The organism is Sphingorhabdus sp. (assembly GCF_044338195.1).
Taxonomy (GTDB): domain Bacteria; phylum Pseudomonadota; class Alphaproteobacteria; order Sphingomonadales; family Sphingomonadaceae; genus Sphingorhabdus_B.
The window spans coordinates 1-16,506 of record NZ_JBIIMC010000020.1 but is presented as its reverse complement, the minus strand read 5'-3'; the positions used below and the strand labels follow the sequence as shown (position 1 = coordinate 16,506).

Genomic DNA, 16,506 nt, shown 5'->3' with positions numbered 1-16,506 from the left:
GGCTATGCAGCAGGCAACCGACTTTTTGGAAGAGAGCAAAGCATTGGCAGGACTTCTTGCTGCGCTGTCCGATTTGGATTTCGAAACGCAGACGCAGTTCAAGGGATGGACGATCAACAACATCGTCCGGCATTTGCATGTCTGGAATATAGCGGTGGACCTGTCGTTGCGGGATGAGGCGGCATTTGGTGCATTTGTTGCCGCGATGATGGCGGGCGTCCGGGGCGGAAAACTGCCTGCTTTTGAGGCGTCCTATTTGGACGGGTTATCCGGACAGGCTTTGCTGCAGGCATGGCTGGAACGGACTGAGGCCGTTGCGGCGGCTTTCGCCAATGCCGATCCGAAACTGCGGCTGAAATGGGTCGGACCGGATATGAGTGCGCTGAGTTCGATAACCGCGCGTCTCATGGAAACATGGGCACATGCGCAGGCGGTGTATGATGTTCTGGGTGTCGCGCGTCAGGATACAGACCGGATTGGCAATATCGTCCGGTTGGGCGTTAATACATGGGGCTTTACGTGGAAAAACCGGCGGCAAGACCCGCCCGGGCCCATGCCGCAGGTTCATCTGACTGCGCCTTCAGGGGCGATATGGGAATATGGCGAGGCGTCGGACAGTGGGCTCATTACGGGCAGCGCAACCGAATTTTGTCAGGTTGTGACGCAATGCCGCAACATTGCCGATACGTCGCTTGCAGTCACCGGAGAAGTCGCGCATCAGTGGATGGCCATTGCACAATGTTTTGCCGGGCCACCGCAAGATCCGCCGCCAGCGGGATCGCGTTGCAGGGCCAATAGGGGAGTTTGATTAAATGAAGATGTTTGCTGTTGTTTCATTGAGTGCTGTATTGTTGGCAAGTTCTCCCCTCGCGGCCCAGACGGTAGACCAAGTCACGGTCGTCCATGCCGGGCAATTGCTCGATAAGCCTGGAACGCCGCCGCGCGGTCCGTCCACTGTCATCATTCGCAATGGCAAGGTAGCCGAGATTTTGGCTGGGCATCAGGCCGGACCAGCAGGTGCAAAGTTGATCGATTTGAAGGACAAATTTGTGCTTCCCGGTTTGATCGACAGCCATGTGCATCTCGGTAGCGATGCGGGCGGCAATGCCGCGTTGATTGAGGCTGTGACCGACAGTCCTGCCCGCGCTGCATACCGCACCGCCGGAAACGCAAAAAAGACGCTGATGGCGGGTTTCACCACGGTGCGTAACTTAGGCGATGGCAGCGGCGCGACTTTGGCGCTGCGTGATGCTGTTGCAGCCGGCGAACTACCCGGGCCGCGGATCATCGATGCCGGGCGCTCTATTTCGACGACCAGCGGACATATGGATGCGACACTTTCGGTTTCGGAAGATCTGCATAGTAGTATCGACCAAGACAATCTGTGCGATGGTGTTGAAAGCTGCCGTCAGGCTGTGCGTAAGCAAATCCGGCGCGGCGTAGATGTTATAAAAATTGCGACAACGGGCGGCGTTAACAGTCGCATTGGCGCGGGCCTCAGCCGGCAAGTGTTCGACGATGAAGTTAAGGCATTGGTCGATACCGCACATTTGTATGGCAAGAAAATTGCCGTGCACGCCCATGGTGACGATGGTGTTAATGCAGCGCTTGCCGTTGGCGCCGACTCTATCGAACATGGGACGATGCTGACCGATGCGACCATCAAATTGTTCAAAACGGCGGGTGCATATTATGTCCCGACGCTCTCAACCGTGAATGGCTACATCGAACGGCTTGCGGCGAACCCCAATGCCTATCCACCAGACGTCTTGGCCAAGGTCAAATGGCGCATTGGCGTTACGGGTAAAAGTCTTGAAAAGGCCTATCCCGCAGGCGTCAAAATTGCGTTCGGGACAGATGCCGGTGTCTCAAAGCATGGAAAGAACGCGGACGAGTTCGAGCTGATGGTCAAGCATGGCATGCCCGCCAGCGCGGCGATTCAGGCTGCGACGATGAACGCGGCAACCTTGTTGGGCGTGGACAAGGAAGTGGGCAGCCTTGAACCCGGCAAAGCTGCCGATCTTATTGCCGTTGCAGGTGATCCCACATCAGATGTCACCGTTTTGAAAGCGGTGAAGTTTGTGATGAAGGATGGCCGGGTTTTTAAGGACGAATGATAATCCCGATTGCGGGATCTGCTTTGCCCTGAAGTGTGTTGGTGAACGCGGGAATAGCGTTGGTTATTCCAGTGCGTTCATCGATTTCCACGACACCGTCCACGGCGCCGAGGAAGCTCTTCCAGCTTGTGGCAACCGCTTCGCCAAAGCCTTTGGGACCAAGTTCCTGAATGGTGGCGACGGCGTGATCGGGCGCGAAGAAAAGAATGGGCTTGGGGCCTGGCATGGCATCGCCATTGCCGCCCGGGCTGTTCGCGCCGCGTGCATCGACATGCGTTGCGCCGACAAGGCAGCTATATTTTAGATGCTCGCCAAGCGCGTCATGAATGCCGCGCAGCAACCCGCTGTTACCGGCAAAATCAACGGCTACCGAAGCAACTGTCGGCAAATTGCCAACGTCATCATAAGCGATGACTTCGTCATAGAGACCCGAGTTGGCAACGAATGCGACATTGCCTTTTGATGTCAGGCCAATCCGCTTGATATGCGGCGACAAGTCTTTCGCGACGCTCGCGAGGCTCATGGATGTTTTCGATGATGCGCTCGTCATGACCAGATTTTGCGCGCCGAACCAATCTTCGCGGCGGAACATGGCTTCAATGAGAAAACCCGTTTTGAACAAAGGTCCAAATAGCATGCGCTCTGCCTCTTTGGCTGGATCATGCTCGGGGTCCGCATTGATACGGCTATACTGGTTATAGATCGGGCTCATGGGCTGCCGATGGGCCGCGGTGTCCGTAAAGCCGCTGGCGCTCACTTTTCCGGGCAAGACGTCCAAATGCGTGCCCATGGGAAGGTAACCGTATACGCGCTCACCAACAGCGATTTCGGGGTGGCGGGACTCTTTAACCACCGCGTGCCCCCACATGGGAACGACGCCCCACGCGCCTTCAGCCGGAAAGAAGTTCCAATATCCGAACATATCGCCAATGACGGCATAAGTGATGTTGTTTGCCGTTACCGAGAAGCTTTCGATTTTCAGCCGGAGTGCGCCATCCGCCAATATGGGCAGGTCGGCATCATGGACCATATTTTCCGAAAGCTTCGCTTTGTTTACCCATATTGTCTGCACCATGACATTCTCCCCAACACATCAATGTGATTCATGCTTTGACAATCACATTGCAGTGTGAAAATAGCGAATCATGTTTCGCTATTCTGCGAATGTTGGAGGTCATATGTCCACCCAGTTAATTGAAAAGCTTCGTAATCTCGTCAACGAAGGCGGCTTGTCCCGTTCGGGGCTTGCGCGTGCAGCGGGTCTTCATGCCAATACCTTGCGTGATCTGGATGATGCAGGCTGGAATCCAACGGCGGAAACACTGCGTAAGTTGGAAAGCTATCTATTTTCGAACGATGACACGCCAGCGCTCGTTTCGATTGAGGAAATCATCGAAGAAGCCCGCAATGGACGCATGTATATCCTGGTTGATGATGAAGACCGGGAAAATGAAGGCGACCTTATCATTCCCGCGCAAATGGCAACGCCGGACGCGATCAACTTCATGGCGACCCATGGCCGTGGCTTGATCTGTCTTTCGATGACAAAGGCGCGCTGTGTGCAGCTTGGCCTGACGCCCATGGCGCGCGAGAACCGCGAGAGCATGCAGACTGCCTTTACAGTGTCCATAGAAGCCCGTGAGGGCGTCACGACCGGCATTAGCGCCGCTGACCGCGCGCGTACTATTTCGGTGGCTGTCGATGCCTCCATGGGGCCGGACGACATTGTTTCCCCCGGCCATGTCTTTCCACTGACTGCGCGCGATGGCGGCGTTCTCGTGCGGGCAGGGCATACCGAGGCGGCGGTCGACATCAGCCGTCTTGCCGGTCTCAACCCGTCGGGCGTGATCTGTGAGATCATGAAGGACGACGGCACCATGGCGCGGATGGATGACCTTGTCGCGTTTGCGCGCATGCACAATTTGAAAATGGGCACGATCCGCGATCTGATCGCCTATCGCCGCAAGCATGACCATCTGGTCGAAAAGCGCGCGGAAATGAAGTTCCAAAGCAAGTGGGGCGGTGAATGGACCGCGATGACCTTTTACAACAAAGCCACTGGCGACGAGACAATGGCGCTGGTCAAAGGCCGTATTGATCCCAAAAAGCCAACGCTTGTCCGTATGCACACCATGTCGATGTTTGTGGACGTGTTCGGCGAAGAGAACGAACGTTCCGGGCTTCTTTCGCGCTCAATGGAGGCCATCGCGGCTGAAGGCGCTGGCGTTATCGTCGTGATCAACAAGCCGATGAAGGGCATGGTTTCGCGTTTCATGCAGCTTCGCGCCGAAGGCAAGCAGGCTGGCGCGCCCGAAATCGAAGAGCTGCGCGATTATGGCGGCGGCGCGCAAATCTTGACCGAGCTGGGTGTGCACGACATGATATTGCTGACCAACACGCATCACACACTGGTTGGCCTTGAAGGCTATGGCCTTTCGATTGTAGGCGAGCGCGCGATCCCCGGCACCGGAGGCGAGTAATCGCGTGTCGGTCAGCGCCGGCCTTGCTCTGGCAGGGGTGTCCGCCTTTACAGCGGCCATGTCGCACGCTTATTTAAAGGCAGGTGAAGATAAGCTGGCGGTGCGTGTCTGGTCCGCCTTGCTCTGTGCAGCTTTGGCCTTGCCCGTGGCGCTATGGGCTGGAAATTTGTCGCCTAATCTATGGCTTTTACTCGCGGGCTTTGCGCTGCTGAGTTTCATCAACCAGCTTACGATGGTTGTGTCATACGAAATCAGCGATTTCTCCCATGCTTATCCGGTGGCGCGCGGGGTGGTGCCGCTCGCAATGGCGATTTTGGGGGTTTTCTATCTCGGCGACACGCTGACCACCCTCGCAATTTTTGGTATTTTCTCGATAACATTGGGAATACTGGCGCTCGCACTTGGCCGGGGCATGAGCCGCCGCGGGTGGGGCGCGGCAGCGTTCACTGGGCTTACGACAATCATTTATAGTTTAGTCGCGGCGCAGGGCATGCGCGAAGCGGACGACATCGTTGCTTTTCTGGCATGGCTATTTGTTACTGACGGCATTTTGCTGCCGATCTATCTGGCATGGCGGTTTCGGCGGGACGCCGTGCCCCGTTTGCGGTCGGCATGGACAATCGGGTGGCAATCCGGTTTGCTGACGTTGATTTCTTTTGCGACTTGGTCGTTCGCTGTCCGGCTCGCTCCGGTCGGCTTGGTGTCCGCCATTCGCGAATCCAGCGTGTTAATTGCGCTTGTCTTGGCGTCGCTGATGCTAAAAGAGCGTTTGGATCAATGGCGCATCGCCGCGGGATTACTGATAGTATCTGGTGCCGCCGCAATCATTTTGGGAGCAGGATAACAATGGCAAAGTTTTTAATAGTTGAAGCGCGGTTCTACGACCATTTGAATGATATGCTGGTTGCTGGCGCGAAAGCTGCGTTGAAAGCCAAGGAGCATGAGGTTGAAGTTATCACCGTTCCTGGCGCGCTCGAAATTCCGGGCACGATTGCCATGGCCGCCGAAGCGCAATTATATGATGGCTTTGTTGCCATCGGCGTGGTCATTCGCGGCGAAACCTATCATTTTGAAATCGTTGCTGGTGAAAGCGCACGCGGCATCATGGCGTTGACGATGGACGGCATTGCCATCGGAAACGGCATTTTGACCGTCGAGAATGAAGAACAAGCCATTGTCCGCGCTGATCCCAAGCAGAAAGACAAGGGTGGCGAGGCAGCCATTGCGGCGATGAAGCTGCTGGAATTGCAGAACCGTTTCGCGTAAATAGGATACGTATTCCAATGCGGACCGGCCGCGCTATAGATGCGTCATGAGCAGCAATCCTATAGCGCCGCCGAGCGGCTTCCTCGCGACCTTTGAACGGTTGGGCAATAAACTGCCCGACCCAATTATGATCTTCGTTTGGTTGATCCTGTTTCTGATGGGACTGTCAGCGCTGGGCGCGTGGTTGGGTTGGACCGCATCCTTGCCCTATTCCGGGACGGAAGCGCCGCAATGGGGCGAGTTGAAGGACGGCGTGCTGACGTATCGCGCGACGAGCCTGTTCAACGAAGAAAATATCGCACGGCTGTTAACCGAAATGCCCAAGACGATGGCCAGCTTTGCGCCGTTGGGATTGGTATTGACGATTGTGTTGGGCGCGTCAGTAGCCGAAAAATCGGGCTTATTTTCGGCGCTTATTCGCGGATCGCTGCGTAATGCGCCGCGCGTGTTGATGACGCCTTTGGTTGCTCTCATCGGCATGGTATCGCACCACGCGTCCGATGCTGCCTATGTAGTGTTCATCCCACTTGCGGCGATTTTATATGCCGCTGTTGGCCGTCATCCTCTTGTCGGTCTCGCCGCTGCATTTGCTGCCGTTTCGGGAGGGTATGCGGGCAACATCACGCCCGGGCAGATTGACGTGCTGCTTTTCAGTTTTACGCAGGAGGCTGCCCGTATTGTCGAGCCCGGTTGGACGATGAACCCCGTTGGTAACTGGTGGTTCATATTGTCCATCGTGTTTCTGTTCACGCCGACTATCTGGTTCGTGACCGACCGCATCATTGAACCGAGGTTGGGCACGTGGGGCAAAGAGCCTGATGCTGAAATTCAAGCCGAACTCGCCAAGTCAGAAATAACGGCACAAGAAAGAAGTGGGCTCCGTAACGCCGGGCTCGCTGCGATCGTTATCATTGGCCTGTTCGCGGCGCTGACACTGCTTCCCGGATATTCGCCGCTATTGGACGAAACCAAAGAGGGCACGGCGCAGATGCAGCCTTTTTATTCTGCATTGGTCGCCGGTTTCTTCTTCCTGTTCGTTGGCACCGGTATGGCATTTGGCCTTGGTGCGGGGACCGTAAAAAGCAGTAGTGACGCGCTTGGCATGATGCAGGATGGGATCCGTTCGATGGCGCCCTATATCGTCTTTGTCTTTTTTGCGGCGCATTTTGTGGCGATGTTCAACTGGTCGCGTCTTGGACCAATCATCGCAATTGACGGTGCCTTTGTTCTGCGCGAAATGGGTTTAAGCGCGCCATTCCTGTTGGTCAGCGTGCTGTTGCTGTCATCGATACTCGACCTGTTTATTGGTTCGGCCAGCGCCAAGTGGAGCGCGCTTGCGCCCGTCGTGGTGCCGATGTTTATGCTGCTTGGGATCAGCCCCGAAATGACCACGGCGGCATATCGCATGGGTGATAGCTATACCAATATCATGACCCCGTTGATGAGCTATTTTCCGCTCATCCTCGCTTTCGCGCGCCGCTGGGATAAGGATTTTGGTGTGGGGTCGCTGTTGGCTTTAATGCTCCCTTATGCACTATGTTTTATGGTGGCAGGTATCACCATGACGATGGCTTGGGTGGCGCTTGATTTGCCCTTAGGGCCGGGTGCGCAAGTGCACTATACGCCAAGCATTGGAGTATTGAAATGAGCGGTCCCGTGCTGACATCAAACGTCAATAGCGACAGCGAACAGTTTCGTGCCAACGCAGCGAAAAATGAAGCGCTGCGCGATGAACTATGGGCAAAGGTTGCCGAGGCCGCATTGGGCGGCAATGAGAAGTCGCGCGAGCGTCATACATCGCGCGGCAAATTGCTTCCGCGCGAGCGCGTCGAGCGGTTGCTCGATCCGGGTTCGCCATTTTTGGAAATCGGCCAGCTTGCGGCCAATGACCTTTACGATGGCGAGATTCCCGGCGCCGGTTTGATTTGCGGGATCGGTCGGGTCTCCGGGCGCCAGTGCATGATTGTGTGCAATGACGCGACGGTGAAGGGTGGCACCTACTACCCGATGACCGTCAAAAAGCATTTGCGCGCGCAGGAGATAGCCGAGGCCAATCACCTGCCGTGCATCTATTTGGTCGACAGCGGCGGTGCGAACCTGCCGCATCAGAACGAGGTTTTTCCTGACCGTGAGCATTTCGGGCGTATCTTCTTCAATCAAGCGAATATGAGCGCCAAGGGCATTCCGCAAATTGCCTGCGTTATGGGCAGTTGCACCGCGGGTGGCGCATATGTCCCCGCGATGTCCGACGAAAGCGTCATTGTTCGCAACCAAGGCACGATCTTCTTGGCGGGTCCGCCTTTGGTAAAGGCCGCGACGGGCGAAGAAATCAGCGCCGAAGATTTGGGAGGCGGCGATCTGCACGGCCGCAAATCGGGCGTGGTCGATCATGTCGCGGAGAATGACGAACATGCGCTGACCATCGTGCGCGATATTATCAGCCACTTAGGGCCGACCCACAAACCCGACATTGATTTAAAGGAGCCACGTCTCCCCAAATACGACACCGACGAACTGTATGGCGTCATCCCCCATGACGTCCGCGCGCCTTATGATGTGCATGAAGTCATCGCGCGCCTGGTCGATGGCAGCGAATTTCATGAGTTTAAGGCGCTGTATGGCACGACGTTGGTTTGCGGCTTTGCGCATATCTGGGGCATGCCCGTGGCGATCCTCGCGAACAACGGCGTGCTGTTTTCGGAAAGCGCGGTCAAAGGCGCACATTTCATTGAGCTTGCTTGCCAGCGACGGATCCCGTTGCTGTTCTTGCAGAACATCAGCGGCTTCATGGTCGGCGGCAAATATGAGGCGGAGGGCATCGCCAAGCATGGCGCGAAGCTCGTCACCGCCGTCGCCACCGCGAGCGTGCCGAAGATCACCGTCTTGATCGGCGGTAGCTTTGGCGCGGGCAATTACGGCATGTGCGGACGGGCTTATAGCCCACGTTTCCTGTTCACTTGGCCCAATGCGCGGATTTCCGTAATGGGCGGCGAGCAGGCGGCGAGCGTGCTGGCGACCGTCCACCGCGACGCTGCGACATGGACGCCAGACGAAGCCGAAGCGTTCAAGACGCCAATCCGCCAAAAATATGAAGATGAGGGCAACCCCTATTACGCGACATCGCGCCTGTGGGATGACGGGATTATCGACCCGGCGCAGACAAGGGACGTGCTGGGCCTAGCCTTCGCCGCCGCGCTAAACGCCCCCGTCGAGGAGGCGCCCCGTTTTGGGGTGTTCCGGATGTGAGTCAGATGATCAAATCACTCCTTATCGCCAACCGTGGCGAAATTGCTTGTCGGATCATCCGCACCGCGCGGGATATGGGTATCCGAACCGTTGCGGTTTATTCGGATGCTGATGCCAAGGCGATGCATGTGCGGGAAGCCGACGCGGCGGTGCATATCGGGGCGTCTGCGGCGCGTGAGAGCTATCTGGTGGGTGAGAAGATCATCGCCGCGGCCAAGGCCAGCGGAGCCGAGGCGATCCATCCGGGCTATGGCTTTCTCTCTGAAAATGCCGAGTTCGCGCAAGCCGTAATCGACGCTGGCCTCATCTGGGTCGGGCCGGCACCGGCCAGCATCACCGCGATGGGGCTGAAGGATGCGGCCAAGAAATTGATGGCGGAGGCGGGCGTGCCCGTCACCCCCGGCTATATGGGTGCAAATCAAGACCCGGCTTTCCTTGGGCAACGTGCCGCCGAAATCGGCTATCCCGTGCTCATCAAGGCCGTCGCGGGCGGCGGGGGCAAGGGGATGCGCAAGGTCGATGACGCGGCGGACTTTGCCGACGCGCTCGCATCTTGCCAGCGTGAGGCTACCGCCTCGTTCGGCAACGCCCATGTCCTGATCGAAAAATATATTCAACGCCCGCGCCATATTGAGGTGCAGGTGTTTGGCGACACGCACGGCAATATCGTCCATCTGTTCGAGCGCGATTGTTCGCTCCAGCGCCGCCACCAAAAGGTGATCGAGGAAGCCCCCGCACCGGGCATGGACGAAGCGACGCGCGAACAGCTCTGCGCAGCGGCCGTGAAGGCCGCCAAGGCGGTCGATTATGTCGGCGCAGGTACAATCGAGTTCATCGCCGACGCCTCCGAAGGCCTGCGCGCCGACCGCATCTGGTTCATGGAAATGAATACACGGTTGCAGGTGGAGCACCCGGTGACAGAGGAAATCACCGGCGTTGATCTGGTCGAATGGCAGCTGCGCGTGGCGAGCGGTGAAGCGTTGCCGAAGCGGCAGGATGAGTTGCGCATCAACGGCTGGGCAATGGAAGCGCGGCTCTATGCTGAAAATCCGGCAACTGGCTTTTTGCCGTCCATCGGCTCGCTCGACCATCTGGCATTCCCGGACGAGCTGCGTATCGACACTGGTGTTGAGCAGGGCGGAGAGGTCTCACCGTTCTACGATCCGATGATCGCCAAGCTGATTGCACGCGGAGATACACGCGACGAAGCGATCGCGGCGTTGCGTGACGGCATCGATGGAACCGAAGTCTGGCCGGTAAAGACCAATGCAGGATTTCTGGGTCGCTTGTTGGACTTGCCTGAATTTGGGGAAGGCGACGTCGACACAGGTCTTATCGCGCGCGAAGTCGATTTCTTAGTCCTTCCGCCTGCACCCGAAAGCGAAGAGCTCGCGGAGGTAGCAGCTTTGCTGTGCGCAAGTTCGGGCGAAGGGCCAATTAGCGCAGCGCTTGGGTTCCGGCTCAACGCTGGACCACGTGCCGAGGCGCGGTTGCTGGACGACAGCGGCCAAACGCATATTGTGTCGTTTGACGAGATTGAGGCCGATGCGCCAACGGCTGATGTGCTTGCCTTTGCTGACGGTTTCGCGCGCCGCTATGTTTTAGCCGAACCGCGCGGGTCGGGGGTCAATGCGGTTGGTGATGGCGCTATCCTCTCCCCCATGCCGGGGCGGATCATCGCAGTCGATGTCACAGCAGGGCAGGCCGTCACCAAGGGCCAGAAACTCCTCACGCTCGAAGCGATGAAGATGGAGCATAGCCTCACCGCCCCGTTTGACGGCGTTGTGGCCGAGCTAAACGCAGAAGCCGGCGCGCAGGTGCAGGTCGAGGCCTTGTTGGCGCGGATTGAGGCGGTGGACGACAAATAATTGATAGCCGCGCGTCACCCTGAACTTGTTTCAGGGTCTTACTGTCGGGCGGCAAAAAGTAAGGTGCTGAAACAAGTTCAGCATGACGTTTCGGGAGTGAGCAGTGGCAGGCAAATATTTTAACCAATGGCAAATCGGCGACAATATCGCCCATGAAATCCGGCGCACCGTGACCGAGACCGATAATCTGCTGTTCTCGGTCATGACCCATAACCCGCAGCCGCTGCACATCGACGCAGAGGCGGCCAAGGCCAGCGAGTTCGGACAAATCCTCGTCAACGGCACCTTCACCTTTGCCCTTATGGTGGGGCTGTCTGTGGGTGACACGACCCTCGGCACGCTGGTCGCGAACCTTGGCTATGACAAGCTGATCATGCCTAAACCGGTGTTTATCGGTGATACGCTTCGCGCCGAAACCGAGGTGATTGGGCTAAAAGAAAGCAAGTCGCGCCCTGATGCTGGCGTTGTGACCTTCCTGCACCGCTGCCTCAATCAGCGCGACGAAGTGGTATGCAGTTGCGAGCGCGCAGCGTTGCTAAAGAAAGCACCGACTGATATCTAGACCGCAGTTCTGAGCCTGTCGAAGCACGCCCCGCCGATAAGCGCCCTTCGACAGGCTCAGGGCTACGGTGAAGTTGAAAGGCGTCGCCTACATGAAAATGCGTTCACTCCTCTTCGTCCCGGGCGACCGGCCTGATCGTTTCGCCAAGGCATCCGCCAGCGGTGCCGATGCGATTATCATCGACTTGGAAGACTCCGTCGCAGTGGATCGCAAGGTTGCTGCACGTGAAGCGACTGCGGAGTTTTTGTCAGGTGACCGGCCCGTGCCGGTGTTTGTCCGCGTAAATCCGCAGGATAGCCATTTGACCCATGACGATCTGGCATCGGTTTTACCTTATATGCCGGATGGCATTGTCCTGCCCAAGGCGGAGGGTGCACGTTCGGTCCATTGGCTCCGCGCAGAAGCCTCAGCGGTGGCGGACAGCCAGGATGGCGAAGCCCCGCCGATCTTGCCGATTGCGACCGAAACCCCCGGCGCGGTATTTGATCTGGGCACTTTGCGCGAAGTTTCGCATTATCTGGCAGGTGTGAGCTGGGGGGCAGAGGATTTGCCCGCGGCGGTCGGCGCGGCGACGGCGCGCGAAGACGATGGCCGCTACACCGCGCCCTATGAGATGGTGCGGTCGCTGACGCTGTTTGCGGCCCACGCCGCTGGCGTTGCGGCAATCGATACGGTCTTTCCGAATATCAGCGATGAGGCCGCGCTATCGGCCTATGTCGCGCGCGCGGCGCGGGATGGGTTTACCGGTATGCTCGCCATTCATCCATCGCAAGTCGCGGCGATTAACGCAGGCTTCACACCATCGCCCGCGCAGATTGCGCATGCCCAATCGATCGTTGATGCCTTCGCAGCCAACCCCGGCGCGGGTGTTTTACAAATTGGCGGAAAAATGATCGACGCGCCGCATTTGAAGGCGGCGCTGTCGATCTTATCCAGAATATAGCGGGCGGTTTAAGCCGCCAGCTTCCGCAGCACATAGTGCAGGATGCCGCCGTTCATGAAATATTCGACTTCGTTCGCGGTGTCGATGCGGCACAGCGTGTCGAAATTGAACGTGCTGCCGTCCTTGCGGGTAACCATGACGGAGACTGTCTGGCGCGGTTGAAGCTTTCCGACGCTAGTGATCGTGAAGCTGTCATCTGCGTTGAGGCCCAAGGTGGTGCGGCTTTCGCCGTCCATGAACTGCAATGGCAAAACGCCCATGCCGACCAGGTTTGAACGGTGGATGCGTTCGAAGCTTTCGACGATGACTGCGCGGACGCCGAGGAGGTTGGTGCCCTTCGCGGCCCAATCGCGTGACGAACCGGTGCCATATTCCTTGCCGGCGATGACCACCAAGGGCGTGCCGTCGGCTTTGTGCTTCATGGCGGCGTCGTAGATGGGCATGACTTCGCCATTGTAGCTGCTCATGCCGCCTTCGATGCCGGGGACCATTTCGTTCTTGATGCGGATGTTGGCGAAGGTGCCGCGCATCATGACTTCGTGGTGGCCGCGGCGGGCGCCGTAGCTGTTGAAGTCAGCCTTGCTAACCTGATGTTCCATAAGGAATTTTCCGGCAGGGCTATCGGCTTTGATCGATCCAGCGGGGGAGATGTGGTCGGTGGTGATGGAATCGCCCAAGATCGCCAGCGGCTTTGCCTCGATGATATCCATCACCGGCGCCGGCGTCATGCTCATCCCTTCAAAATAGGGCGGATTAGCGACATAGGTCGATCCGGCGCGCCATGTGTAGGTGTCCGAACCTTCGACCTGAATCTTCTGCCAATGCGCATCGCCTTCATAGACGGTCGCATAACGCGCGGTGAACATCGAACGGTCGATGTTTGCGGTCATGACATCATGCACTTCCTGATTGGTGGGCCAGATATCGCGCAAATACACGTCCGAACCGTCGGTCGCCTGACCGATTGGCATGGTGGTGAAGTCTTCGGTCACGGTGCCCTTAAGCGCATAGGCAACCACCAAGGGCGGCGATGCGAGGAAGTTTGCGCGTACATCGGGCGACACGCGGCCTTCAAAGTTGCGGTTGCCCGAAATGACCGAGGCGGCAACAATGTCATGGCCGTTGATCGCGGCCGAAATCGGCTCTGCCAACGGGCCGGAGTTACCGATGCAGGTCGTGCAGCCATAGCCGACAAGGTTGAAGCCAACGGCGTCGAGATCCGCGGTCAGGCCTGCACGGTCAAGATAATCGGTCACAACTTGGCTACCGGGAGCAAGCGATGTTTTTACCCATGGCTTGGGCTTCAGACCAAAGGCATTCGCCTTGCGCGCAACCAAACCGGCGGCCACCAGAACGCTTGGGTTCGATGTGTTGGTGCACGACGTAATTGCCGCAATCACCACGTCACCGTCGCCAATATCGTGCGACTTGCCCTCAACCGCGACGCGCTTTGCACTGTCATGCTTGTAGACGTTGATAAGATCGTCGTTGAACACATTGTCGACCTCAGTGAGGACAACCTTGTCCTGCGGACGCTTTGGTCCGGCAAGCGATGGGACAACGCTGCCCATGTCGAGTTCAAGCGTGTCGGTGAAGATCGGGTCCGCCATGTCCGCATAGGCCCAAAGGCCCTGTTCCTTTGCATACGCCTCAACCAATGCAATCTGGTCTTCCGCACGGCCGGTCAGACGCAGATAATCGAGCGTCTTGTCATCAATGCCAAAGAAGCCACAGGTCGCGCCATATTCGGGCGCCATGTTGGCGAGCGTCGCACGGTCGGCCAGCGACAAGGACGCAAGGCCGGGGCCATAATATTCGACAAAGCGGCCAACCACGCCCTTGGCGCGCAGCATTTGGGTTGCGGTGAGCACTAAGTCGGTCGCGGTCACGCCCTCGGCAAGCGCGCCGGTCAATTTGAAGCCAACAACTTCAGGGATCAACATCGACACCGGCTGGCCAAGCATCGCGGCCTCCGCCTCAATCCCGCCAACGCCCCAACCCAGTACGCCAAGGCCGTTGATCATGGTCGTGTGGCTGTCGGTGCCAACGCAGGTGTCGGGATAGGCGATGGTCGTGCCATCTTCGTCTGCGCTGGTCCAAACGGCCTGCGCGATATGTTCAAGGTTAACCTGATGGCAAATGCCGGTTCCGGGGGGGACCGCCTTAAAGTTATTCAGCGACTTTGAACCCCATTTTAGGAAGTCATAACGTTCTGTATTGCGCTGATATTCGATTTCCACATTCTGCTCGGCGGCCTTTGGGTGGCCGAATTCGTCAACCATGACGCTGTGGTCGATGACCAAATGTACTGGAACGAGCGGGTTGATCTTTGATGGGTCCGCCTTCAACGCGGTCATCGCGTCGCGCATTGCGGCCAAATCGACCACGCACGGCACGCCCGTGAAATCCTGCAGCAAAACGCGGGCAGGGCGATATTGAATTTCGCGGGTCGACTTGGCGTCCTTCTGCCAATCGATCAATGCTTGCACGTCCTGCACCGAAACGGTGAAGCCGCCATCTTCAAAACGCAGCAGGTTTTCGAGCAATACCTTCATCGAAAACGGCAGGCGGGAAACATCACCCAATTTTTCCGATACTTTTTTGATCGAAAAATAATCCACCGTCTTGCCGCCAGCGGTCAAGGTGGAACGGGTTTGCAGGCTGTCTAATCCGATTGCGGTCATGTTGGTACTACCCCTTCAAAATTGAGGCTTTTGGCCGGATGGGGAAGACGACACGGTAGGCGCTTGCTGCAACCCATGAAACGCGCGTCAAACCAGCGTAAAAGCGGGAGATTCGTTTGCTGGCCGCGCCTTAGCGCGGATGGGGTGGGGGTGCAAGGTGGCGACGGGGAAAATTGCCGGTGGGTGGAGGGGGTATTTCTGGCGCACGAAGGCACGAAGGGGTAGCAATGAATATTAAGATGTTGGAGCGAAAGGCTGGCAAATACTGATATGCTCACGCGGCACGATTACTATTGGAGTGCTGACAGCCGAGCTTAGGGGCAAAGAACGTCAAACTTGGTCACTCACGTTTAAACGCGAGCGATCATTTTGAAAATGCCGCTCGCACGAGCAATAAGGGTATCGTTGGAGAGGATTTCTGCCCCGGCAAAAGCTATTGTGCGACCAACTTTGCTGGGTTCAGCACGAACTTCAAGCCATTCCCCTTGAATTCCAGTTGACAGGAAATCCGTCGACAGGTTGATGGTGAGCGCCGACATATTCTCTGCTTGCAGCACGCATGAAATTCCGAGTGCGTTATCGGCCAGCGCCGAAATAACCCCGCCATGCAGCATCCCTCGCGCATTGCAATGCGACTTTGCGATGCGCAGTCCGAGGCAGAATATGTCGCCATCGCGGCGCGAATAGAGCGGCTCCCACGGATCGGTGACGGGGCTTTTGCGGAAATGGCGCGCAAAACCGAGGGGAACATTTTCGGTCATGTGCTGACAAATCCAGCAATGGCTTCGAACACGCGATGCGGGTCTTCAAGCTCTGGCGTATGCCCGAGATCATCAAAGGTTACGCAGGTTACATCATCATAGACCATAGCGAGCGAATGCACGTTCTCGCTGGGATGTGAGCGGTCTGCGCCACCCCAGACCGACAAGATTGGTTGCGTGGGCGCTGGAAGTGCGCCCTTATGGTTCATGTATATCTGATACGCACTGGCCAACGACCACATCGCGCCATTGCCAAAGGATTGTTTCGCACAATCACAGAAATGGTCAATCAACTCGCCCCTGCCGACCGATAGTCGGTACCATTGCGGCATGCGTGCGGGCGCCATACGCTTCATTATCAGCTGGCCAAGCACCGGGCGCGCCAATATGCCTTTGGGGTCGCGAGCTGTTTTCCACCGGTGAAAAGCTTCAGGGTCACCACCCTGAATGAAGCACAGATGTGATGCGAGCTCTGGCATGCGGGCGGCAATATCTAGTCCGCTCAAACTGGCGGCACAGGAAAAGGCAAAAATATTGTCGTTACCGCACACATTGCGGATGAATAGCGCGAGATCATCG

Annotated in this window: 14 protein-coding genes; 10 read left to right on the top strand and 4 right to left on the bottom strand. The window is 57.4% G+C overall.

Features of this window, described 5'->3' with window-relative positions:
* Positions 1 to 4: 4 nt before the first annotated feature.
* Positions 5 to 808 carry a TIGR03084 family metal-binding protein gene (locus ACIQZK_RS07185; RefSeq protein ID WP_397575526.1) on the top strand — a complete coding sequence of 268 codons (804 nt, stop codon included), beginning with the start codon at positions 5 to 7 and terminating at the stop codon, positions 806 to 808.
* Between the two features lie 4 nt (positions 809 to 812).
* Positions 813 to 2,117, top strand: coding sequence for an amidohydrolase family protein (locus ACIQZK_RS07180; RefSeq protein ID WP_397575525.1), 1,305 nt, complete (start codon positions 813 to 815; stop codon positions 2,115 to 2,117).
* On the opposite strand, the gene ACIQZK_RS07175 is transcribed toward ACIQZK_RS07180, so the two are convergent.
* Positions 2,104 to 3,192: a DUF2855 family protein gene (locus tag ACIQZK_RS07175; protein ID WP_397575524.1), complete on the bottom strand. Its 1,089-nt coding sequence runs from the start codon at positions 3,190 to 3,192 to the stop codon at positions 2,104 to 2,106. The two genes, ACIQZK_RS07180 and ACIQZK_RS07175, sit on opposite strands and share 14 nt — an antisense overlap.
* Before the next feature lie 103 nt (positions 3,193 to 3,295).
* On the opposite strand from ACIQZK_RS07175, the gene ribB reads away from it, so the two are divergent.
* From ribB to ACIQZK_RS07135, 8 genes are all read left to right on the top strand, one after another.
* Positions 3,296 to 4,597 (top strand): 3,4-dihydroxy-2-butanone-4-phosphate synthase, encoded by a 1,302-nt coding sequence (ribB, locus tag ACIQZK_RS07170; RefSeq protein ID WP_397575523.1) that lies wholly within the window; start codon positions 3,296 to 3,298, stop codon positions 4,595 to 4,597.
* A 58-nt stretch (positions 4,598 to 4,655) separates the two neighbouring features.
* A complete protein-coding gene (locus ACIQZK_RS07165; protein WP_397575522.1) occupies positions 4,656 to 5,441 on the top strand; it encodes an EamA family transporter in 786 nt (261 codons plus the stop codon).
* A gap of 2 nt (positions 5,442 to 5,443) precedes the next feature.
* Positions 5,444 to 5,863, top strand: a complete 420-nt coding sequence (ribH, locus tag ACIQZK_RS07160; protein WP_397575521.1) for a 6,7-dimethyl-8-ribityllumazine synthase — start codon at positions 5,444 to 5,446, stop codon at positions 5,861 to 5,863.
* Between the two features lie 46 nt (positions 5,864 to 5,909).
* Positions 5,910 to 7,511 carry an AbgT family transporter gene (locus ACIQZK_RS07155; protein WP_397575520.1) on the top strand — a complete coding sequence of 534 codons (1,602 nt, stop codon included), beginning with the start codon at positions 5,910 to 5,912 and terminating at the stop codon, positions 7,509 to 7,511.
* Positions 7,508 to 9,109, top strand: a complete 1,602-nt coding sequence (locus ACIQZK_RS07150) for a carboxyl transferase domain-containing protein (RefSeq protein ID WP_397575519.1) — start codon at positions 7,508 to 7,510, stop codon at positions 9,107 to 9,109. The genes ACIQZK_RS07155 and ACIQZK_RS07150 overlap by 4 nt, the downstream gene beginning before the upstream one ends.
* Positions 9,110 to 9,114: 5 nt before the next feature.
* Positions 9,115 to 10,977 (top strand): acetyl/propionyl/methylcrotonyl-CoA carboxylase subunit alpha, encoded by a 1,863-nt coding sequence (locus ACIQZK_RS07145; RefSeq protein WP_397575518.1) that lies wholly within the window; start codon positions 9,115 to 9,117, stop codon positions 10,975 to 10,977.
* A 103-nt stretch (positions 10,978 to 11,080) separates the two neighbouring features.
* Complete coding sequence (locus ACIQZK_RS07140; protein ID WP_397575517.1) at positions 11,081 to 11,539, top strand: MaoC family dehydratase; 459 nt, start codon at positions 11,081 to 11,083, stop codon at positions 11,537 to 11,539.
* 91 nt (positions 11,540 to 11,630) lie between these two features.
* Complete coding sequence (locus ACIQZK_RS07135) at positions 11,631 to 12,482, top strand: HpcH/HpaI aldolase/citrate lyase family protein (protein ID WP_397575516.1); 852 nt, start codon at positions 11,631 to 11,633, stop codon at positions 12,480 to 12,482.
* An 8-nt stretch (positions 12,483 to 12,490) separates the two neighbouring features.
* On the opposite strand, the gene acnA is transcribed toward ACIQZK_RS07135, so the two are convergent.
* From acnA to ACIQZK_RS07120, 3 genes are all read right to left on the bottom strand, one after another.
* Entirely contained in the window at positions 12,491 to 15,166 is a 2,676-nt protein-coding gene (gene acnA, locus ACIQZK_RS07130) for an aconitate hydratase AcnA (RefSeq protein ID WP_397575515.1), read from the bottom strand.
* Between the two features lie 350 nt (positions 15,167 to 15,516).
* Positions 15,517 to 15,927: a PaaI family thioesterase gene (locus ACIQZK_RS07125; protein WP_397575514.1), complete on the bottom strand. Its 411-nt coding sequence runs from the start codon at positions 15,925 to 15,927 to the stop codon at positions 15,517 to 15,519.
* Positions 15,924 to 16,506: alpha/beta fold hydrolase (locus ACIQZK_RS07120; protein WP_397575513.1), on the bottom strand; the 583-nt coding region annotated here is incomplete at its 5' end. The genes ACIQZK_RS07125 and ACIQZK_RS07120, both read right to left, overlap by 4 nt.